Origin of the sequence: Streptomyces sp. NPDC053560 (assembly GCF_044544605.1) — a bacterium.
GTDB lineage: Bacteria > Actinomycetota > Actinomycetes > Streptomycetales > Streptomycetaceae > Streptomyces.
Map to the genome: position 1 here is coordinate 152,994 of NZ_JBITXI010000016.1, position 21,128 is coordinate 174,121.

At 72.5% G+C, this 21,128-nt stretch carries 19 protein-coding genes; 5 read left to right on the forward strand and 14 right to left on the reverse strand.

The features are described from left to right. Nucleotides 1-10: 10 nt before the first annotated feature. The 6 genes from ACIGQF_RS32935 to ACIGQF_RS32960 form a co-directional block, all read right to left on the reverse strand. On the reverse strand, nt 11-2,698 hold the full coding sequence (locus tag ACIGQF_RS32935) for a SpoIIE family protein phosphatase (RefSeq protein WP_399717996.1): 2,688 nt from the start codon (nt 2,696-2,698) through the stop codon (nt 11-13). Nucleotides 2,699-2,988: 290 nt separating this feature from the next. Further along, nucleotides 2,989-3,360, reverse strand: a complete 372-nt coding sequence (locus tag ACIGQF_RS32940; RefSeq protein WP_361564074.1) for an ATP-binding protein — start codon at nt 3,358-3,360, stop codon at nt 2,989-2,991. A gap of 224 nt (nt 3,361-3,584) precedes the next feature. Then, nucleotides 3,585-3,995 carry a (deoxy)nucleoside triphosphate pyrophosphohydrolase gene (locus tag ACIGQF_RS32945; protein WP_399717998.1) on the reverse strand — a complete coding sequence of 137 codons (411 nt, stop codon included), beginning with the start codon at nt 3,993-3,995 and terminating at the stop codon, nt 3,585-3,587. A 51-nt stretch (nt 3,996-4,046) separates the two neighbouring features. Then, nucleotides 4,047-4,226 carry an SPOR domain-containing protein gene (locus ACIGQF_RS32950; protein ID WP_361563665.1) on the reverse strand — a complete coding sequence of 60 codons (180 nt, stop codon included), beginning with the start codon at nt 4,224-4,226 and terminating at the stop codon, nt 4,047-4,049. A 269-nt stretch (nt 4,227-4,495) separates the two neighbouring features. Beyond that, complete coding sequence (locus tag ACIGQF_RS32955) at nt 4,496-6,193, reverse strand: APC family permease (RefSeq protein WP_399718002.1); 1,698 nt, start codon at nt 6,191-6,193, stop codon at nt 4,496-4,498. 261 nt (nt 6,194-6,454) lie between these two features. Next, nucleotides 6,455-7,207 carry a GntR family transcriptional regulator gene (locus ACIGQF_RS32960; RefSeq protein WP_361563660.1) on the reverse strand — a complete coding sequence of 251 codons (753 nt, stop codon included), beginning with the start codon at nt 7,205-7,207 and terminating at the stop codon, nt 6,455-6,457. 446 nt (nt 7,208-7,653) lie between these two features. Here ACIGQF_RS32960 and ACIGQF_RS32965 point away from each other — a divergent pair, with 446 nt between their 5' ends. Then, nucleotides 7,654-8,409 carry a PIG-L deacetylase family protein gene (locus tag ACIGQF_RS32965; protein ID WP_399718006.1) on the forward strand — a complete coding sequence of 252 codons (756 nt, stop codon included), beginning with the start codon at nt 7,654-7,656 and terminating at the stop codon, nt 8,407-8,409. Between the two features lie 6 nt (nt 8,410-8,415). On the opposite strand, the gene ACIGQF_RS32970 is transcribed toward ACIGQF_RS32965, so the two are convergent. Beyond that, entirely contained in the window at nt 8,416-9,177 is a 762-nt protein-coding gene (locus ACIGQF_RS32970; RefSeq protein ID WP_399718009.1) for a MerR family transcriptional regulator, read from the reverse strand. A gap of 45 nt (nt 9,178-9,222) precedes the next feature. On the opposite strand from ACIGQF_RS32970, the gene ACIGQF_RS32975 reads away from it, so the two are divergent. Next, on the forward strand, nt 9,223-9,693 hold the full coding sequence (locus ACIGQF_RS32975; protein ID WP_399718059.1) for a DUF6194 family protein: 471 nt from the start codon (nt 9,223-9,225) through the stop codon (nt 9,691-9,693). 16 nt (nt 9,694-9,709) lie between these two features. Here ACIGQF_RS32975 and ACIGQF_RS32980 read toward each other — a convergent pair whose 3' ends face one another. From ACIGQF_RS32980 to ACIGQF_RS32995, 4 genes are all read right to left on the reverse strand, one after another. After that, on the reverse strand, nt 9,710-11,128 hold the full coding sequence (locus tag ACIGQF_RS32980; RefSeq protein WP_399718012.1) for an amidohydrolase family protein: 1,419 nt from the start codon (nt 11,126-11,128) through the stop codon (nt 9,710-9,712). Between the two features lie 146 nt (nt 11,129-11,274). Further along, complete coding sequence (locus ACIGQF_RS32985; RefSeq protein ID WP_399718014.1) at nt 11,275-12,114, reverse strand: alpha/beta hydrolase fold domain-containing protein; 840 nt, start codon at nt 12,112-12,114, stop codon at nt 11,275-11,277. A gap of 28 nt (nt 12,115-12,142) precedes the next feature. Next, a complete protein-coding gene (locus tag ACIGQF_RS32990; RefSeq protein WP_399718018.1) occupies nt 12,143-13,099 on the reverse strand; it encodes an alpha/beta fold hydrolase in 957 nt (318 codons plus the stop codon). After that, nucleotides 13,096-14,709 carry a flavin-containing monooxygenase gene (locus ACIGQF_RS32995; RefSeq protein WP_399718021.1) on the reverse strand — a complete coding sequence of 538 codons (1,614 nt, stop codon included), beginning with the start codon at nt 14,707-14,709 and terminating at the stop codon, nt 13,096-13,098. Before ACIGQF_RS32995 ends, ACIGQF_RS32990 begins: the two co-directional genes overlap by 4 nt. A 149-nt stretch (nt 14,710-14,858) precedes the next feature. Between ACIGQF_RS32995 and ACIGQF_RS33000 the strand changes: the two genes are divergently transcribed. After that, the gene (locus ACIGQF_RS33000; protein ID WP_399718024.1) at nt 14,859-15,911 is read left to right on the forward strand and encodes an AraC family transcriptional regulator; all 1,053 of its coding nucleotides are present in this window, start codon (nt 14,859-14,861) and stop codon (nt 15,909-15,911) included. A 132-nt stretch (nt 15,912-16,043) separates the two neighbouring features. Beyond that, entirely contained in the window at nt 16,044-16,967 is a 924-nt protein-coding gene (locus tag ACIGQF_RS33005; RefSeq protein ID WP_399718027.1) for an SDR family NAD(P)-dependent oxidoreductase, read from the forward strand. A 7-nt stretch (nt 16,968-16,974) separates the two neighbouring features. Here ACIGQF_RS33005 and ACIGQF_RS33010 read toward each other — a convergent pair whose 3' ends face one another. The 3 genes from ACIGQF_RS33010 to ACIGQF_RS33020 all read right to left on the reverse strand — a co-directional run bounded on the left by ACIGQF_RS33010 (nt 16,975) and on the right by ACIGQF_RS33020 (nt 20,017). Further along, nucleotides 16,975-17,949, reverse strand: a complete 975-nt coding sequence (locus ACIGQF_RS33010; RefSeq protein ID WP_399718029.1) for a hypothetical protein — start codon at nt 17,947-17,949, stop codon at nt 16,975-16,977. Beyond that, nucleotides 17,939-19,156 (reverse strand): hypothetical protein, encoded by a 1,218-nt coding sequence (locus ACIGQF_RS33015; protein ID WP_399718032.1) that lies wholly within the window; start codon nt 19,154-19,156, stop codon nt 17,939-17,941. Before ACIGQF_RS33015 ends, ACIGQF_RS33010 begins: the two co-directional genes overlap by 11 nt. Before the next feature lie 177 nt (nt 19,157-19,333). Continuing rightward, nucleotides 19,334-20,017 carry an MOSC domain-containing protein gene (locus tag ACIGQF_RS33020; RefSeq protein ID WP_399718035.1) on the reverse strand — a complete coding sequence of 228 codons (684 nt, stop codon included), beginning with the start codon at nt 20,015-20,017 and terminating at the stop codon, nt 19,334-19,336. Between the two features lie 577 nt (nt 20,018-20,594). Between ACIGQF_RS33020 and ACIGQF_RS33025 the strand changes: the two genes are divergently transcribed. Continuing rightward, entirely contained in the window at nt 20,595-20,927 is a 333-nt protein-coding gene (locus tag ACIGQF_RS33025) for a hypothetical protein (RefSeq protein ID WP_399718038.1), read from the forward strand. Nucleotides 20,928-21,128: the final 201 nt, after the last annotated feature.

The following is a 21,128-nucleotide window of genomic DNA, read 5'->3' on the forward strand; positions in this document are numbered from 1 at the left end:
GGCGCGCTGCTCAGAACAGGCTGAGCAGCGCGTCCGCCGGGTCCACCGGCTTCGCGTCGCCGTCGGGCAGGTCCAGCTCGAACCAGACGGTCTTCCCGCGGGGTGTGCGGCGGCTGCCCCAGCCCCGGCTGAGGAGGCCGACCAGCTGGAGGCCGCGGCCGCCCTCGTCGGTGTCCCGCGCGCGGCGCCGCCGCGGCTGGGCGAGATCGGCGTCCCAGACCTCGCAGACCAGGGTGCGGTCCAGCAGCAGGCGGAGCCGGATGTCGCCGTGGCCGTGCCGCAGCGCATTGGTGACCAGCTCGCTGACCAGCAGCTCCGTCGTGTCGACCAGCGCTTCCAGGCCCCAGTCGGTGAGCTGGTCGCGGGCCAGTTCGCGGGCGCGGGCGACCGAGCGGGCCTCGGGCGCGAGGCTCCAGTCGCCCACCGCGTCCTTGGGCAGGCCGTGCACCCGGGCCATCAGCAGGGCGATGTCGTCCTCGCCGTGCCGGGTGTCCAGCGCGGAGAGCACGTGGTCGCAGGCGTCCTCCAGCGGCCGTCCCGCCGCCGACAGGGCCGCGCGGAAGGCCTGCAGCCCCTCGTCGAGCGGATGGTCCCGGGACTCGACCAGGCCGTCGGTGTACAGGGCCAGCAGCGCCCCGTCCGGCAGCTCGACCTCGGTCTCCTCGAAGGGCTCGCCGCCGACGCCCAGCGGCATGCCGGGCGGTACGTCGAGGAGCAGGGCGTCCTCGCCCTCCTCCACCAGCACGGGCGGCAGATGGCCGGCGTTGGCGAACGTACAGCGCCGGGTGACCGGGTCGTAGACGGCGTACACGCATGTGGCGAGATAGACCTCGGAGAGGTCGGCGGCGCGGTCGGTGCGCCGGGAGCCCACATGGGCACCCGCGCCCGCCTGCGCACCGGCCCCTGCGCCGGCCTTCGTGCCCGCGTCCGGCCCGGCGTCGCCCTCTGCTCCGCGTCCCCGCGGGCCCGAGCGCGCCCCGCTGCCCGTGGCGCCGAGCCCGCGCGCGATCTCGTCGAGCGCCGAGAGCACCTCGGCGGGCTCCAGGTCCAGCAGGGCCAACGTACGTACCGCCGTACGGAGTTCGCCCATGGCGACCGCGGCGCGCAGACCGCGGCCCATGACGTCGCCGACGACCAGCGCCGTGCGGTGGCCGGGCAGCTCGATCACGTCGAACCAGTCGCCGCCGACCTCGGTGGCGGTCGTACCGGGCAGATACCGGCAGGCGATGTCCAGGCCCGCCGCCTCGGGGTCGCCGGGCGGCAGCAGGCTGCGCTGGAGGATCAGCGCGCGCTCGTGCTCGCGCCGGTAAAGCCGGGCGTTGTCGATGCAGACGGCGGCGCGCGCGGCCAGCTCCACGGCGAGGGCCGTGTCCCGCTCACCGAAGGACTCGCTGCCCTTCGTGCGGGAGAACTGCACCAGGCCGACGACGGTGTCCCGGGCGACCATGGGCACGGCGAGCGTGGAGTGCACGACCGCGCTGCCCAGTTCGGGCCGCTCGTCGGTCTCCCGGCCCGGGATGATCTGTGCCTGGGCCGTGCGGAGCGCGCCCGCGCAGGGGGAATTGAAGGGGAAGCGGTGCACCGCGCCGACCGCGACCGTGCCGTCGTCGTCCGCCGCGTCCCCGCCGGGCACGCCGCCGCCGCTGCCGCCCTGGGGCAGCGGCCCGTCGGACACGGCGCTGGCGAAGGCGACCCGGCGCAGCTCGGCGCTGCCGTCGGTCATGCCGGGCGGCGCCTCGTCCCCGGCCAGCAGCCCTCGGTAGAGGTCGACCGAGGCCAGGTCGCAGAACTGCGGTACCGCGACGTCCAGGAGCGTGCGCGCGGTGGTCTCCAGGTCCAGGGAGTTGCCTATCCGCGCCCCGGCCTCGTTCAGCAGCGCCAGGTTCCGGCGGGCGTTGGCGGCCTCCCGCTCGGCGCGGCGGCGCCCGGTGACGTCGGAGGCGAGCGCGGCGACGCCGATGGGGCGGCCGCTGGCGCTGTGCAGCCGGTACAGCGACACCGACCAGCGGCGGCGCTCCTCCTCGCCGTGCGGGGTGCCGACCAGCTGCATCTCGGCGACCGGCTCACCGGTCTCCAGGACCCTGCGCAGCGCGGCATTGAGCCGGTCGGCCTCGGGACGGGGGAGATAGTCCTCGGGCGCCGCGCCGCAGAAGCTGTTCGGCGTGCCGCCGAAGACGGTGGCGAAGCGTTCGTTGACCCGGCGCAGCCGCAGGTCCGTGCCGAAGAGCATGAAGCCTATGGGGGACTGTCCGAAAACCGCCTGCGCGGCGGCCAGGTCGGTCTCGATGCCGCGCAGCGCCCGCACGTCGACGACGAGACAGACCGCGGCCCGCTCGCCGCTGCCGGTCTCGGACGGCATGACGTAGATCTCGGCGAGGCCGTCAACGGGGGCGTCCCGGCCCGTGCGGTAGGGCACCAGGCCGGTCCACTCGCGGCCGTCGAGGATCTCGCCGACCGTGCGGTGGCCGGCCTCGCGCAGCTCGCGCGGGACGAAGGCCTCCACGGGGTCCTGGCCGATGGCGTCCTTGGCGGGGATACCCAGCATGTCGGCGGCGCGGCGGCTCCACTGCTCGATGCGGCCGTCGGGCCCGAGGGCGAAGGAGGCGACACGGATGTAGTCATAGATCGATCCGGGCGCGCTGCTCTGCCAGACCGGCGGACCGTCCGGTGCAGCCGTACGGCCCGACCCATCCCTCATCGCAGGGTGTTCCTCACCCGCTGACATCTCGCTCACGAGCCCCGTCCCCTCCAGCTCATCGTGCCCGGACCGGACAGGCCGAGTATCCAGCAACACGGCTATCCGGAACACGGTCTTCACGATCACAGCACAGTCTCGATCGCAGGTCATCGACAAGATCTCGATGAATTCGCAACGATCGTGACCCACCCTGACTCATAACCAGCCACGGTGCGCTCCAACCTCCCCACCAGGCACGAAGCAGTGATTTCTGCTCACGGTCCGCAGGGGGCGCGGCCGTCCGGCGTGCCTCAGCCGGTCTCGGCGAGCTCGAACCACACCGTCTTACCGCTCCTGCCCCGTCGGGTGCCCCAACGACGGGCGCTGCATGCCACCAGCTGCAGTCCCCGGCCACCCTCGTCGTCGGGGGCCGCCGTGCGCTCGCGGGGCGGGTCGGGCAGCGGGTCGGACACCTCCACGAGGAGGTCGCCCCCGCGCAGCCGGACGATGCGTACGCCGATCGGCCCGCTGGCGTACCGCAGGGAGTTCGTCACCAGCTCGCTGACCAGGAGGACGGCCACGTCCACCGCCGGCTCCAGATCCCAGTCGTGCAGCGTCTCGCGGACCATGGCGCGGGCCGTACGGACCACGCCCGGCTCGGCGGGAAAGCTCCACTCCGCGATCGGGGGGACCGCGGCCGTACCGAGGCGGCGGGCCTGCGACGCAGGCGACCCCGGGGACCCTGCCGCTGCGCTGTCGCTCACGCCGATCACTTCCCCAGCCCGATGCTCCCCCGGCGGTTTTGTACATTTTGAGGGGGGTTAATCAGCACATACCCGATATCAGGGCTCGGTTATCGCCCCAAGAGGGTCATCGCGGTGCATCGTGGCGCGAACGGCGTAGCCGATCAGTCGAGCGCCCCCTGGCTCGTGAGCCTGCGCACGGCCTCCGCCACGGCCGGCCGGTCCTGGTCCAGCCAGTCCACCGCCCCCTCCTCACCGGGCGCCAGCCAGCGCAGCACATCGTGGTCCTGCAGGGGCCTCGGAGTCCCGGAGACCAGCCGTACGGTCCACACCTGGAGCACCAGTCCGGGCTTCAGCGGCCACTCCCCCGGAATGCGCGCCAGCGGCTCCACCGCCACGCCCAGCTCCTCGCGCAGCTCCCGCACGAGCGCCTGCTCGGGCGTCTCGCCCTCCTCGACCTTGCCGCCGGGCAGCTCCCAGCGGCCGGCCAGCTCCGTCGGCGCACTCCGCCGCGCGGCCAGCAGCCGCCCCCGGTCCAGCACCGCTCCGCCCACCACTACGCGTACCGCACTCATGCGCCGCAGCTTATGCGGCCCCGCTCCCCTTCCTCCCCGGTACCGGCGGCCTCAGGCGGTGGCGCGGTCGACCCGCTCGACCACGTAGAGCCGCTGGTGTCCACGGTCGTCGAGCCGCTCGGCGACCTGTTCCGCCTCCGCGCGAGTGGCGTACCTGCCGACGCGGTAGCGGTTGCCGTTGTCGTCCTCGCGGATGACCAGCCACGGCAGTACGACGCCACTGTCGGTCATCGCGCTCCTCCGTCCGCCGTCCTGCGCGCGGTAGCGCGCCCGTCCTGCACTAACACCGAAAACCCATTCCGCATATGCCCGAGCCTACGCCCGACCTTCACGCAACGGATACGCCTTTGCACAAAGAGACACCGAACCGGCCATGCCACCGTCCACATGCGATAACAGGCGTCCCTCGCCCCACGGATGGACGGCCCGGAAGGCCCACGAACGACGGCCGCCCGGCACCGAGGAGGTGCCGGGCGGCCGGGCGGTGTGCGGGCGGCGGATCAGGCGCCGGCGCCGACCTTCTCGGCCGGGCCGCGGCCCTTGCCGTCACCGTCGGTGTCCGCTTCCCGCTCGGCGGCGGCCAGCGCCTCGGCCTCGGCCTCGGCCGCGACGAGCGAGGGGTTGCGCCAGGAGCTGCGGACGCCCCAGTAGTAGAACGCCAGGGCGATCACCACGACGACAGCGAGGTCCACGCCCTGCGGGAGGAAGCCTCGGCCGCCGAACTCCGTGCCGCCGCAGTACGACACCGCGGCCATCACCAGGAGGTACGCCACCATCCAGGAGCCGGCCTTCAGGTGCGGCTTCAGCTCGGCCCACGGCTTGCGCAGCTCGTACCAGGCCCAGACCGGCAGGCCGACGGCCATGATCAGGATGACCTTGCCGGTGAGCGGCCAGCGGCCCCAGTACAGGACCAGCGAGCCGAAGACCATCGCGATCGGCGCGATGACGGGCATGGCGCGCAGCTGCACCGGGCGGCGCAGGCCGGGCGAGAGGCGGCGCAGCGACATCACGGCGACGGGGCCGGTGACGTAGGAGATGACCGTCGCGATGGAGACGATCTCGGCGAGCGAGCCCCAGCCGCGGAAGACCGCGAGGAACAGGAACGCGATGACCAGGTTGAGGACAAGGGCCGGGCGCGGCACACCGGTCTTCTTGTCGACCTTGCCGAAGATGCCGGGCAGGTGGCCGTTCTCCTGCACGCCGTGGATCATGCGCGAGGTGGTGGCGGCGTAGATCATGCCGGTGCCGGACGGGGAGATGAAGGCGTCCGCGTACAGCAGCATCGCCAGCCAGTTCAGGCCCCAGGCGAGCGAGAGGTCGGCGAGCGGGGAGTTGAAGCCGAGCCCGGCCCAGCTGCCGGCCTTGGTCAGATCCTGGGCCGGTACGCCCATCAGGAAGGCGACCTGGAGCGCCAGGTAGATGACCAGCGCGATCACGATGGAGAGGATGACCGCCTTGGGCAGCGACTTGCCCGGGTTGCGCGCCTCGGCCGCCATGTTCAGCGGGGACTGGAAGCCGTTGTAGGCCCAGACGATGCCGGAGAGGGCGACGGCGGTGAAGACCGCGCTCCAGCCGTTCGGGGCGAAGCCGCCGAACTGCTTCACGTTGCTGGTGTCGAAGTGCGCCAGCATGAGCGCGCCCGCGGTCATGATCGGCACGACGACCTTGAAGACCGTGATCGCGGTGTTGGTCTTCGCAAACAGCGTGATCGCGAACCAGTTCAGGAAGAAGTAGAAGACCAGCAGCACGCTGGCGACCGCGACGCCGGAGCCGGTGAGCTCCTTGCCGTCGTACAGGCCCTGCGCCCAGCCGAAGTCCCAGGAGCTCATGTACTGGACGGAAGCGGTCGCCTCACCGGGGATGACGGAGACGATCGCGATCCAGTTGGCCCAGGCGGCCAGGTAGCCGGCCAGCGAGCCGTGCGAGTACTGGCCGTACCGGACCATGCCGCCGGCCTTGGGGAACATCGCGCCCAGCTCGCTGTAGGTGAGGGCGATGGTGAGGGCGACGACCGCGCCGATGACCCAGGCCAGGATGGCGGCGGGGCCGGCGATGGCGGCGGCCCGCTCGGCCCCGAACAGCCAGCCGGAGCCGATGATCGACCCAAGTCCCGTGGCCGTCAGGGCGATGGTCCCGAGGGACCTGCGGTAGTTCGAGTGGGAGCCCTGCTCCGCGCTCGAGGTCTTCGGCGTGCTCAACGTGCTTGGTCTCCTGATCTTCCCCCACGGCCGTGCACAAACTTCGCCATCGTAAAAGCGAAACGGAAGATCGGAATCCAAGGAAGGGTCAAATACCCCTGCTCACTGAGGGGGTGTGAGTTTTTCAACATCACCCCCTACCTGGCGAATACGGACAAATGACCCCATAAAGGGCCGTCGGAGTGGGAGGTTACGTGCCGGTACGGGCGGTGGGCGGCGGAAGTTGGGCATTGCGGCGCATTGCGACGCCTGCCGTCACCCTCACTTCACCGGGAGGTGGTACGCGACCCGGTGCCGGTCGGCGAGCATGACCACGTCGGCGGTCTCCACCGGGCGGCCGCCCGCGTAGTACGTCCGCGAGACGACCAGGACCGTGTGTCCGGGAACCCCGCCCAGCGCCATGGCCTCCTCGGCCAGCCCCGGGCGCGCCCCGACCTCCTCGACGACGTTGTCAACGATCAGATCGATGGCGGCCATCCGTTCGACCACGCCGCGCCCGGCCAGCGGCCCCTCCTCGGGCAGCATCACGGGGGTGCGCCCGGTCACCTCCAGCGGCTCCCAGGAGGTGGAGAGCATCGCCGGCTCGCCCTCGGTGCGGAAGAGGTAGTGGGTGCGCATGACCCGCTCGCCCGGCCTGATGCGCAGCCGGTCAGCGACGGCCTCGCTCGCCTCGTCCTGCTCGCTGCTGGACTCCCAGGTGCCCTTGACCTTCTCGTCCGACTGCTCCTGGCGGAACGGCGTCGCGCCGGCCCCGGTGCGGTAGCCGGCGCGGGCGACGCGGCGCTGGGCGGGGCGCTCCCGGACGTAGGTGCCCGATCCCGAGCGGCCCTCCACCAGCCCTTCGGCCATCAGCACCTTGCGTGCTTCCAGCGCGACGGTGTCCGAAACGCCGTACTCCTCGCGGATGCGGGCCTGTGAGGGGAGGCGGGTGTGCGGCGGCAGCACGCCGTCGACGATCTTCTGACGCAGGTCACCGGCGACGCGAAGGTACGCGGGCTGCTCACCGAAAGGCACATGCCCTCCCAAGGGCTTGACAGTCAGCAACAGCGTGGCAACCCACCGTTGCCACCCGCAAGCCTGGGCCACTTATTCACCCGATGTGATGAAACGCAGCTCAGCAGGCATACGAGCGGGCTCCCACACACCCCGGCACGCGCCTCTGCCGAGCGCCGAACCCTTCATGAGCCCGCGAAACCGGCGCGTCCCTCGCGTCACCGACGTCGCCCCTCGCCTCACATAGGCATATGCATCCGCACATCCCCTCGCAAGTGCAGCCGCATCCGCACCATCCGGCCCTCCTGTGCCCGTCTCCCGACCGGCGAGGACCGGCCGTGCCGCACGGGTCGGTTTCCGGCCATCTCTCCGGGGCCCGTGGGAGGATCGGCGGAGGCGTACGCCGCCGTCGGCACGCCGTTCAGGGAGTCGGCGCACGCGTGCGCCGTCCGGGAAAGGAGCCCCCCGTGCCCGCACCCGAGCCCACCTCCTCCGGACCGGTCGGCCTCACCCCGCTGCCCGACGACTGGGAGCGTGCCCTGGCGATCGTCGCCCACCCCGACGACCTCGAATACGGCGCGGCCGCTGCGGTCGCCGAGTGGACGGATGCCGGCCGCGAGGTCACGTACCTGCTGGTCACCCATGGTGAGGCGGGCATCGACGGGATCGGCCCGGACGAGTGCGCGGTGGTACGCGAGGCCGAGCAGCGGGCGAGCGCGGCGGCGGTCGGCGTACAGAACGTGGAGTTCCTGCACCACCCCGACGGCGTCATCGAGGCCGGGCTGCCGCTCCGCCGCGACCTGGCGGCGGCGATCCGCCGGCACCGCCCGGAGCTGCTGCTCACCATCAACCACCACGACACCTGGGGCGGGGTGCACTGGAACACGCCCGACCACCGGGTGGTCGGGCGTGCCGTCCTGGACGCGCCGGGCGACGCGGGCAACCGCTGGATCTTCCCCGAACTGTTCGAGGAGCACGGGCTCGCGCCCTGGAACGGCGTGCGCCGGGTGGCGGTAGCGGGCTCGCCGCACCCCACGCACGCCGTCGAGGTCGGCCCCGGCATCGAGCGCGCCATCGCCTCGCTCGCCGAGCACCGCGCGTACATCGAAGGCCTCAGCAGCGGCGCCGAGGACCCGGAGTCCTACGCCCGTGACTTCATCGAGCAGATGCTCGGGGCGGCGGGCGACCGCCCGGCCGTCACCTTCGAGGTCTTCCCCCGCTGAGCGCTTTCAGGAACGCCGCCGGGCCTCCTGGGTGGCCGTCGTCCCCTCCGCTGACGTGACGACGGCCGCCAGGTCCGCGCCCGCACGGAGCAGCGCCACGGTACGTGCGGCGATCCGGTCGAGCCGCTGCCGCAGGAGGCGTTGAGTCTCCTCCGGGCCGTCGAGCCGGTGCAGGGCGCCCATGATCTCGCGCACTGCCGGGATGCCGTGACCACTGCTGCGGAGGGCCGCGACGATGCGGGCCGCCCCGATGACCTGAGGACCGTAGCGACGTGCGCGCAGCGACGTCACCCGCTCGGGGCTGATGAGCCCTTCCTGCTCCCAGAAGCGCAGGGTCGAAGGGCGCACTCCGAGCGCCGCGGCGAGCTCCGTGATCGTCATCGCGTCGGCCTCCCGGTCGTCCCCGGGCATGTCCGCCTCGGTACTGATCGCACGCAGCGCTTGCTGAGCGCGCAGCGCCTCGTCGCGCTCCCGCGCGAGCCGGACATGGACCGCACTGACCGCCGAGGCCGCCTCCGCGAGCGTCGCGGTGCGCAGCTCCGAGAGCAGCTGCCGGGCCGCGACCGGCCCGACGGCACCCGCGAGTCCGCGATACGCCCGCAGGGCGTGCACGTGGACCGGCGCGTACGAGCGGTAGCCGTTGGCCGAGCGGGGAGCCGGGGGAAGGACCCCCAGCCGCTCCAGGTCGCGCACCTGCTGTACCGAGTACCCCGTCTCCCTGGCGACATCGGCCGTCCGGAGCGGACCGTCCGCCGGCTCGTCCGTCATGCCGACCCCACATAAGCACTTGAAGCTGATGCTTGAACCATGAGTATGGAGCAGATCATCGCGGCCGTGCGGGCTCTGGACGGCGCGCTCGTGGTTCTCCCGGCGCCGGGCGGCGACTTTCCCGAGCTCGCTTGGGGAGACGCGTTCTTCTACTACGCCCCCGACGGCGGCGTGCCCCGGAATGTTCAGCCGTACGGGACGATCATCACGAAGAACTACCCCGGCGACGAGGCTTCCGACCTCGATCCTCCGGGCCGCTGGCGGGTGAACGTGCACGTCGGCCGTGCGGCGTTCCGGCAGCTCACCGGGGAGGAGCCGGGCGGCGGCGGTCCCCGCGACCACACGGCCGCCGACAGCGTGCTGCCTCATCCGGTGTACGGCGCGTTCGGCTGGGTGTCCGTCGTCAATCCCGGCGGGAAGACGACGGACACGGTCGTGCACCTCCTGCGCGGCGCTCACGATGCCGCTCGCACCCGGTTCGAGCGGCGGCACGGACCGGAGCGGTCGCCGGACTGAGGCGTGCGGCGCTGCCCTATACGGCGGTTCCGGCGCGCGCGTCCCGCACGTGCCCCGCCGCCCGCTCCGCCTCCCGTACGACCGCTTCCTCGTCGATGCCGACCAGCTGCCCGCGCGCCTTGCGCGGCTGCCCGTCGACGAAGACGTACGAGACGTTCGGCGGCTGGCCGTTGAGGACGATCTGGCTGACCCAGTCGAAGCGGGGCGCGAAGTTGAGGGTGCCGGGGTCGAGGACGAGGACGTCGGCGCGCTTGCCGGGCGTCAGCGAGCCGACCGTGTCGGCCATCCCGATGCACTCGGCGCCGCCCAGCGTCGCCATCCGCAGCACGGCCGGGATCGTGGGGTGGATCTCGGCGTCCTCGTGCCGGGCCCGCTGCAGCCCGACCGCGGCCTTCATGACGTGGAACATGTCGGAGGTGTCGTTGGTCCCGCCGTCGTGGCCGAGGCCCGCCCGGATGCCGCGCCGGTGCATCGCGGGCAGCGGCATGATGCCGGAGGCCAGCCGCATGTTGCTGAGCGGGCAGTGCGCCACCCGTACGTCGTGGTCGGCGGTGAGCGCGATCTCCTCGTCCGTGAGGTGGATCGCGTGGTTCATCAGCAGCCGGGGGCCGAAGGCACCGGCCGCGCGGAGCGAGCGGATCGGGTCGTCGGCTCGGTCGTCGCGGTGTTCCAGGACATGGGAGTTGAGCATGGTGCCGAGGTCGTCGGCGACCTCCCGGAAGCGGCGCAGCTCCGGTACGGCCCGCATGCCGGCGTGCACCGAGACCTGCGCGGAGGCCAGCGGCAGCGGGTCCAGCAGCTCCTTCTTCACCCGGGGGATCAGGTCGATCGTGCCGGCGTTCTGGGTCATCGCGTACACGAAGCGCAGACCGGTGTCGTCCAGCGCCCGTACGTACTGCTCGCTGGTGTCGTACGGGATGGCGTGCACCCAGTCGACGACGGTGGTGACGCCGGCCTGGAGGGCGTCCAGGGCGGCGAGGTGGACGAAGCGGTACATGTCCGCTGGGTCGATCTTCGGGAGGATCGACCGGTTGCAGGCGGCCAGCCAGCCGTTCAGGTCCTGGTCGGCGCAGCCGCCGCGGATGCTGGACTGCCACAGGTGGTTGTGCAGGTCGACGAAGCCGGGCAGGACGAGCCTGCCGCGCGCGTCGATCACCCGGGCGCCAGCCGGCGCCGTGAGGCCGTGACCCACCGCGGCCAGCCGGCCCCCGCGCATCAGCACATCCGCGTTCTCCAGGGCGCCCAGCTCGCCGTCCCCCACGTCCGGGTCCATGGTGAGGACGAGGTCGGCGCCGCGCAGGAGGGTGCCGCGCCCGCCGTCGCCGGGTCTCGGCGGTGCCTCCGGGCGTGGCTCCGCGCCGGCGATGCCCGCGGCCAGCGGCACGCTTCCCAGACCTGCCAGAACTGTTCTGCGCGTCAGTTTCGGAAAACTCATTCCGCCGTTGTACCGCGGGTAACACTCGCCCCCGAGAGGCGACTTCCGGCCAACTGACTGTCTGTCAGTTCCGCCGACGGGCTCGGTCGATTCCTCGTATCAATACACGAGCATCCAGAGAGCATCCATGCCGAGTTGACCGTACGTCAGGCACGCGTCGGGCCGTCCCGCAGCAGTCCTCGTACCGTCGCGAGCGAGCGGCGCGACGCGCGCGTCCACACGGCGCTCACATACACATGCTCGCCCTCCGGCTCGAAGGTGAACGTTCCGCCGTTCCCGGCCGCTTCCAGCCGCTCGGCCAGCAGCCGCGCGTCGGCGGCGAAGAGGTCCCGGCCGCCCTGGAAGACGTGCACCGGAGGCAGCCCGGTCACGTCGGCGAACTGCGGGCTGAGCAGCGGGTCGCGCGGATCGGTGCCGTTCGCCCACAGCCGCCCCGCCTCGATCAGGTCCTCGGTGCGCAGCAGCGGGTCGAACGGTTCGAGGGAGGGCAGCGCGGGGTGCGACATGGTGAGGTCCAGCCACGGCGAGAAGAGCAGCACCTGGCGGGGCCGGCCGGCGCCCGTGTCCCGGTACGCGAGGGCCTGGCCGAGCGCGAGCCCGCCGCCGGCCGAGTCGCCGCCGAGCGTGACGGCGCCGGGCCCCGCCTCGGCGCACAGGCCCTCGTAGACCTCGCGCAGCAGGGCGTACGCCTGCCTCGCGTCACCCTCGGGCGCGAGCCGGTAGAGCGGGACTGTGAGGGTGACGCCGGTGTCCTTGGCGGCGTGCTGGAGGAGCCACCAGTGGGGCTCCTGCAGCGGGAAGGCGTACGCGCCGCCGTGCGTGTAGAGCAGGTGCCGGCCGGTGGCCCCACGGCGCGGGGTGAGCCGCAGGACCGGGCGGCCGGCCACCACGGAGCGGGTGACCGCGTACCGGGCGCGCAGCGGGGCGGGGACCGGTGCGGCCTCCGGGGCCGGTGCCTCCGAGACCGTCCGCCGCGTCCCCGCCATCCGTCACGTCATCCCTTCGCCGTACCTCTCACCGGGCCTCGTCCGGCGCCCCCGCCACGGGTGCGGCCCCGGTGTCGGCGCCGGCGGCGTCCTCGGCGCCATCCTTCGCGCGGCCCGCCGCGGAGTCCAGGAACCCCGCCGCCAGCGCGGCGAAGTCCGCCGCCCGTTCGATCTGGGGCATGTGCCCCGTGGCCGGGAAAAGATGGCTGCGGGCGTGCGGCAGCGCGGCCACCGCGGCGTGGAAGTGCTTGACCGGCAGCACCTTGTCCGCGTCGCCCCAGACGATCAGCGTGGGCACCCGGGCCGCCGCCGTCCGTGCCAGCAGGGCGCGGCGCCAGCCGGGGTACGTCCCGAGGGCCGGCACGCCCAGGCTCAGCAGCGTGGCGAGGAACGTGCCCCGGAAGTCCGGCTGCCCGCCGACCTTTCCCGCGTGCCGGATCATCTCCTCGGTGGCGTGCCGCGGGTCGTGGAAGAGGTCCCGGTTGACCTGGACACCGGCCGCCCTCGCCCGCCCCCGGAACCGCTTGCCGATCCCGGGCAGCGCGGCCAGCACCGCGTACCCCATCGAGCCCAGCGAGAGGTTGGCCTCGCGTCCGAAGCCGGCGCTGTTGGCGAGCAGGAGGGTGGCCACCCGGCCGGGGTGCTCGGCGGCGACGGTCATGGCGACCGCGCCGCCGAGGGAGTTGCCCATCAGGTGGACGGGCCGCCGCTCGCCCAGCGTGTCCAGCACCCCGACCACGGCCCGCGCGAAGGCGGCGAGCCCGGCGCGGCCCGGCATGCGGCGGGTCAGCCCGAAGCCGGGCAGGTCGGTGCTGAGGACCCGGTAGCCGCGCGCGGCGAGCAGGTCGTGGGTGAGCTGCCAGTCCTCCAGGCTGCGGGCGATGCCGTGCAGCAGTACGACCGGCGGGCCGTCGGCCGGGCCGCTGACCCGTACCCGGACGGGGTGCCCGCCGACCTCTACGTATGTCGCGTCGGCGGCGGTCACTTGGCGGCCTCCGCCCGCGCGGACGCCTGCGCCCGGCCGGGCGCCTTACCCGGCCCGCGGTCCGCCGCCGGCTCCCCGCCGCGCACCGCCGCGCGGGGCGTGGGCTTCAGCGAGCGCCGGAGGTTGGTGCGCATCGTCGTGGCGGCGTCGAGCACGTAGTTCTGGCGCACCTTCCACGGCCCGCGGTCGCCCTGGCGCGGGAAGGCGTCGATGGAGCGCTTGACGTACCCGGCGGCCAGGTCGAGGAGCGGCCGTTCGGCGAGCGGGCGCCCGGGCTCCGGCACCACCGCCGCGTAATCGTTCCGGTCCATGAAGTTCAGCACCTTGCACACCAGCCGTGAGGTGAGGTCGGCGCGGAGCGTCCAGGAGGCATTGGTGTAGCCGATGCAGACGGCGAAGTTGGGCACGCCGGTCATCATCGCGCCGCGCCACACGAACTGCCGCGACAGCTCGACCGGCCGCCCGTCGACGCGCGGCGCGATGCCCCCGAAGGCGAGCAGCTGCAGCCCGGTGGCGGTGACGACCACGTCCGCCTCCAGCACCTTCCCGGACTTCAGCCGGATGCCCTCGGGAACGAAGCTGTCGATGTGGTCGGTGACGACCTCGGCACGCCCCTGCCGCAGCGCCTTGAACAGATCGGCGTCCGGCACCGCGCACAGCCGCTGGTCCCACGGGTCGTACGACGGCGTGAAGTGGTCCCGCACCGCCTGCTCGTCCTTCAGGACCCGCTTGTTCAGGCCGGTCAGCAGCTTCCGCGCGGCCTGCGGGCGGCGCCGGCAGAACTGGTAGAAGCCGATGCCGAAGAGGATGTTCTTGGTGCGGACGGCCCGGTGCGCCACGCCCGCCGGCAGCGCGCTCCGCAGCTTGTCGGCGATCCGGTCCCGGCCCGGTACGGCGCTGATCCACGTCGGCGTGCGCTGCAGCATCGTGACCCGGTCGGCGCGCGCCGCCATCGCGGGCACGAGCGTGACGGCGGTGGCCCCGCTGCCGATGACGACGACGCGCTTGCCCGCGTAGTCCAGGTCCTCGGGCCAGAACTGCGGATGCACGACGGTCCCGGTGTAGCTCTCGATCCCGGGGAACTCCGGCGCGTGCCCCCGCTCGTAGTCGTAGTACCCCGCACAGGAGTACAGGAAGTCGCAGGTCACAGTGGTACGTACCGGTTTTCCCGGCGCTCCCTCCGGCCGCCGCTCGACGGTCAGCGTCCACCGCGCGTCCGCGGTCGACCAGTCCGCCGAGACCACCTTCGTGCGGTAGTGGATGTGCCGGTCGATGCCGGACTCGGCCGCCGTCTCCTTGATGTACCGCAGGATCGAGGGCCCGTCGGCGATGGACTTCGCGTCCCGCCACGGCTTGAAGGGGTAGCCGAGGGTGAACATGTCCGAGTCCGAGCGGATGCCCGGGTACCGGAAGAGATCCCAGGTCCCGCCCATGGAGTCGCGGGCCTCCAGGAGCGCGTACGACCGGCCGGGACATTCGGTCCGCAGCCGGTAGGCCGCGCCGACGCCGGAGAGGCCGGCGCCGACGATCACGACGTCGAGGTGCTCGGGGAGCGGGCGCCCGTCGGCCGGGCGCTCGGAGGTCGGCTGCGAGCCTGCGGAAGTCGTCATGGTCATAGTCTGCGGAACGCGCCCGGCGGCCTTCTTGACTTCACACGACACGTATTTGACCCTGAACGACATGCCTCTGCCCCTGCTCCTGCCCCCGCCCCTGAACGACGTGTCAGCGATCAGCCCGGCGCACCCGTGATCGGGCCGGCATGTCGGTGATCAGGTCGGCGGGGCTGCGCGGCTTCCGGGCGACCGTCGCCGAGCTGGGCGGCAATGCCGAGGAGTACGCCACGGCCGCCGGCCTGCCCGTCGCGGCGCTGGACACCGACGACCTGCTGGTCGACGACCTCGCCGTGACCGAGGTCCTGGAGCTCGCCGCCACCGCGCTGGACCGCCCCGACCTCGGGCTCCGCGTCGCCTCCCGGCAGGATTTCGGCATGCTGGGCGCGCTGGCCCTGGCGATCCAGAACTCCCCCACCGTCGCCGACGCCCTCGAATGCACCTCGCGCTACCTCTTCGTCCACGCGCAGGCCCTCAGCCTCACCCTCGAACCCGACCCGTACGAAGCGCCCGGCATCGCCGCGCTCCGCTACGGCCCGCACCCCGGCCTACCGGCCCCCGTCCAGGGCACCGACCTGGGCCTCGGTTTCCTCCACCGCGCCATCCAGTTCCTCGTCGACGGCCCGTACGGCCTGCGCACCGTCGAACTCCCCTACCGCCCCGCCGCGCCCCTCGCCGTCTACGAGGAATTCTTCGGCGCCCCCGTACGCGTCGGCCGCCCCGCCGCCCTCCTCCGCGTACCGAAGAGCCTCGGCGACCGGCCGCTCGCGGGCGGCGACGAACACCTGCGCCAGCTCGCCCTGGCCTTCCTCGCGGAACAGGCACCGGACGAGCGGGCCAGCCTGGTCCCCCGGGTCCGCGGCGCGGTGCAGCAGTCGCTGGGCACGGCCCTGCCCGACATCGGCGCGGTCGCCCGCCTGCTCAGCATCCATCCGCGCACCCTGCAACGCCGGCTGCGCGAGGAAGGCACGACGTACGCGGCGATCCTCGACGACGTACGCCGCCAGGCGGCCCGCCACTACCTCACCGGCACCGCCCTCCCCATGACCCAGATCGCCGCCCTCCTCGGCCTCTCCGAACAGTCGGCCCTGAGCCGGTGCTGCCGGCGCTGGTGGGGGGTGTCGCCGACGGCGGTACGACGCGGGGACGGCGCGACAGATATCGCTCAGGAGGACGACGCGACAGGTATCGCGCAGGGGTAAAGGCCTGTCGCCCAGGGGTAAGCGTCTGTCGCGCAAGGTCAAGTACGGCGTCGCCCTCCCCGGGCAGACTGGTGCCGCCCGCAGACCGCCCCGCCGCCGGCCGCACGGCCGCCGAACCCCTCGGAGGAGCCCATGCCCGCAGCTCTCGCCCCCTACCGGTTCGCCGGCGGCACCGCGGTCCTGACCGGCGCGGCGAGCGGAATGGGCGAGCACATGGCCTACGGCCTCGCCGCACGTGGCAGCGGCCTCGTCCTCATCGACCGGGACGCCGACCGGCTGGCCGCGGTCGCCGACCGGATGCGCAAGGACCACCCGGCCCTGCCCGTCGACACGCACGTGGCCGACCTCGCCGACATCGCGGGCCTGGACGCCCTCGTCGCCCGCATCACCGCGGCGCACCCGCAGATCACCCTGCTCATCAACAACGCGGGGGTGGCGCTCGGCGGCCGGTTCGAGCAGCTGACGGCGGAGGAGTTCGACTGGGTCATGGCCATCAACTTCCGCGCCCCGGTGGCCCTCACCCGCCTCTTCCTCCCCCACCTGCTGCGTACGCCCGGCAGCCACATCGTCAATCTCTCCAGCCTGTTCGGGCTGATCGCGCCGCCCGGCCAGTCGGCGTACGCGGCCAGCAAGTTCGCCCTGCGCGGCTTCAGCGAATCGCTCCGCCACGAGCTCGCCGACCGCGCCACCGGCGTCACCACCGTCCACCCCGGCGGCATCCGCACCCGTATCGCCGAGACCGCCCGGCCGGCCGCCGGAACCACCGAGGCCGAGATCCGCGCGGGCAAGGAGAGCTTCGCGAAGCTGCTGACCTACCCCGCCGACAAGGCGGCCGAGCAGATCCTGGCCGCCGTCCGCACCCGCCGCCCCCGTCTCCTGATCGCCCCGTCCGCCGTCGTCCCCGACGTGCTCGCCCGCCTCTTCCCCGCCTCGTACATGAGCGTCATGAACCGACTGCGCCCGGCGACGGGCCGCAGGGCGGCGGCTTCTGCGGGTTCCACCGCTTCCACCACTCGCTCCGCGTCCTCCGCTTCCTCCCGGGCGGCGAAGTCCTGATGCCCCCTCAGCTCTCCTTCTTCGGACAGGGCTCGTGCTTCCCCGCGCTCCGGGCGCGGGCATACGCCTCCCCGGTGGCCGTGAGCCACCTGTCCTGCTGCTTCACACCGGGGCAGAGGAAGGGCGGGAAGTGGACGGCGCGGTACCCGGCACCGCGCGGCAGCTCGCCGGTCATCTCGAAGGGCTTGTTGCCCGGGCGGCTGAGGACCATCTCCGCCGGCGTGCCGGCCACCTGGTAGTGGACCCGGTACCGCCAGCGGCAGTGGCCCTGCTTCGACGTGGCGTGGATCAGGAACGCCTCGCTCTCGTTCTGCTTGAGCGTGATGTGCTTGGCGTGCGGGCCGGTGAAGTACGACTCGCTCTTGTCGACGCCCTTGGCGCTCGTGGTGGTCGTCATCATCCTGGGCGTCGGCGAGTCGACGGCGACCTCCAGCGGGATGACGTGCGCCTCGCCCTGGCTCGGGCTGAGTACGAGCGTGCCGCCGAGCGGCGCCCCGCACCGCCCGCCCTCCACCTCGGGCACGATGTCGGTGATCCGCACCTGCTGGGCGGCACGGCCCTCCAGAGTGACCATCCACTCGGAGACCCCGACGTCGACGACGTCCCCCTTCTCCCGCCAGTCCGGCGTACCGAGCATCGTCGCCGCGGCGGCACCGGCGCCCTTGCCGCCACGGATCACGTACGTGCCGTTCTCCTTGACGTCCTGCACCTCGACGACGTCGATGGCGCCCTCCGGCGAGATCCGGTCCGGCAGCCGGTCGAGCGAGAACACCGACTTCGCCGCGCCCACCAGCACGTCCTGGAACGTCACGGCCGCCACGCTCAGCAGGATCCCGGCCAGCCAGGTGGCGGGGCTGCGCAGAAAGCGCAGCCGGCTCGGGCGTTCCTCGGGGGCGGGCCGGGGCCGGCCACCGCGGCGGACGCTGGCCCGCGTCAGGGCCCCGTTCCCGTTCCTCCGGGCCGCCGGTCGGTTACTGGGCATGGCCGGTTCGTACCTCCTCCGGGGCCGGCTCCGTACCGTGCCCCCGACGTCTCATCACCAGAACGGCCACCAGACACGCGGCTCCCGTGGCCCAGCCCCACGCCGTGCCGAACCGGACGGCGTCACCGATGGCCAGGTCGAACGACGTGAGGGCGTCCGTCGACCCCTGCCGCGGAGCCAGCAACCACGGCAGCGCGCCGTCCTTGTCGTCACCGCCGACGACGGCGCCCTCCACGACGGCAGCCGCCACCGCGGCGAGCAGCGTCGCGTACCAGCACCGCATGAAGAGGCGCAGCGGGTGCCGGGCGTCGGCGCGCCGCACCACGGCACGCAGCGCCACCGCCAGCGCCACCAGCAGCACCAGGCAGATCAGGAGCGTCGCCAGCCATCCGGTGGTGGTCTCCGTCGGCAGGGGGCGCAGTCGCAGCGCCGGGTAGAGGATCTCGCTCCACTCGTCGGCCAGTTCCGGCGGCCGGTACGGCAGCCAGAGTTCGGGGTCGAAGGTGAGGGCGGGCTCCTGTTCCAACTGGCGGACGCTCGTGTGCCGCAGGACGGTGCCGCCCGCGACCGCGAGCAGCACCGCCGGAATGAGCGCCGCGAAAACCGCCTCCCAGCGCTCACGCCGCGTGCCGAGCGCCGGCGTCACCGGCTCTTCGCCCTCTTCGTCACCGGTTTCGCCGGTCACCCGCAGGAGTTCCCGTACCGGCGCCCAGTGCCGCAGGATCCACAGTTCCGCCCACATCGGAATCGGCATCCAGAAGAACAACAGGGCGAACTGCGCGGACCCGGTGCCGCCCGTCTGCCGGACCAGCACGGGCTGGTCTTGGGGCGTCGGCAGGTACGTCCACTCCAGCGGATGCAGGACCGGCCCGATCAGATCGGCGGCCCCCGCGGCCGACAGGGCGGCTCCGAGCAGCGCCAGGCACGTTCCCCACCGCGGCCGCAGCCCCGGCGTGGTCCGCAGCACGGCATAGGTCAGCACGGCGCAGACCATGACGAAGAGGAGCTGAGGCAGCCACCCGCCGACGTGGCCGGGGTCCCGCACGACGAACCCGACGGCGTCCACGCCGAGCAGCCTGGCCTGCCCGGTGAGACAGAGATCCTGCTCCGCCAGGACCCGGCGGCACACCGGCACGAACCCGAACAACAGGCCGGCCTGGGCCGCGGCGGAGCTGCCGGCCAGCAGGACGGACAGAACGCGGTTCACCGTGAGATCCCCCGAAAACACATGTCATCAGCGCAACCGCTGGGGCGTCCCGCACCCGCACGAGCACCGATCACAGACCGCTCACCAGTGTGCACTACACGCCGCACACGCACCATGCGCCGCCCAGCTCAACTCCCCTGCCCACAGCCCTGCTTCCGCGCCCTCGCCCCCGGCCCCTCACTCACCCCCGCACCCGTCCCCGTACTTCGCCGCGTACTTACGGGCGATGTCCAGTTGCTCGCGTTCCATCCACGGCGCGGCGGCCAGCATGTCCGGCAGCGACTTGCGCTCGGTCGTCACGGCGCGGAACAGCCGCCCGACGGTCACGTCGTGCTCGGGCCGGTCCACCACCTCGACCGCGTCCCCGGCCCGGAACTCCCCGGGCCGTACGACGCGCAGCATCACCCCCGGCGAGCCCGCGAGCGTGAACCGCCGCAGCCAGCCCTTCTCACCGAGCCAGCCGGCGAACGTACGGCACGGAATCCGGCCGCCCGTCACCTCCAGCACGACCTCGTCCCCGATCCGCCACCGCTCGCCGACGAGCGCGTCGCGCAGGTTCATGCCGACCGTGGTGAGGTTCTCGCCGAACGCCCCGTCGACGAGCGGCCGCCCCAACTCCTGCTCCCAGTCGTCCAGTTCCTCCCGGGCGAACGCGTAGACCGCCCTGTCGTCACCACCGTGGAACCGCAGGTCGCAGACCGCGTCCCCGGCCACCCCGCTCGCCCCGACCCCGGCCGGCCCGGGCGCCGCCACCCGCACGGGCCCGTTCACCGGCCGCTTGTCGATACCTGTCGTCCCGGACGGCGCATCGGTGTACTCGACCGCCTTCGCCACCCCGACATTCACGCTGAGGATCTCCATGATCCGAACCTATGCCGCCCGGCAAGTGCTTTTCGTCAGCGTGCCCGAGTCGTTGATCAGCAGCTCGGGGGGCGTGATCCTCGTGGAAACGCAGCTGGCCGACGACTCCCACGGTCCGGGATTGCGGCGCAAGTCGCTCCACGAGTGCCTCGAATTCCGGCAGGGCCTCGGCATGATTTTCCCGGCGCACCGTCAGGGCCCCCGGGGTCCAGATGCCACCGCAGGTCGGCGAGCAGGGCGTCCGGCACGGAGTCCCGGAGGTCCAGGGCAAGGTCCACGGCGTACAGATCGCTCATGACCTCAGCATCACTCATGGCCTCGCGGCATCACTCATGGCCTCGGCCCGGGTACGAGCCACCGCGATGAAGTTCCGGTTACGCGTCGGAGGCACCGACCCGAGTGGCGAACGAATGCGCGCAGCCACTAACTGCGGACATGTCCTCATTGGGCACTTTCGCGGTGGCATCGGCCGTGTCACGGGTGTGCTACGCCCCCCTACCCTCGATTGCACCGCCCATAACGGCTTGATAGACATGACTCCGCTTATGTAGCCGTCCAGCCCGGCAGGGGGAGCCAGATGAAGTTCGACATGGGTTCGCAGGTGCTGTCGACCCTGCAGACGAAGTCGCGGGGGTCGAGTGAGGACCTCGGAGGGCTGATCCGCCAGCTCGTGGATGCCGCTGCCCCTCTGGAGGGCAAGTTCAACGGCTCCGGCAAGGCGGCCTTCGACCAGTTCAAGGCCCGTTCCGACGAGATCGCGTCCTCGCTGCAGAGCTCGCTCTCGGGCATTCTCGGCGGCCAGAAGGGCATGGACTCGGCGTTCAGCTCGGGCGACCAGGAGCACGGCGACAACGCCCGCCAGCAGATGTCGTCGGCCAATTTCGACGCGGCCCGATTCGGCGGCCGCTGAGCCACAGGGATTCCGGCCCGCTCTCACCACTGGCGGCGGGCCGTTGATTCTTCGATCCTTCGACGGGCCCCGGCAGCCGGGACGTCGAGCTGATGGAACTTTCACGGGGAGTGAGTGTTGATGGGTGCTGCGGGTCAGGACCGTCGTTCGTACGACACGGGTGCGTCGGCGGATGCGCAGGGCAATATCCAGACGGTGATC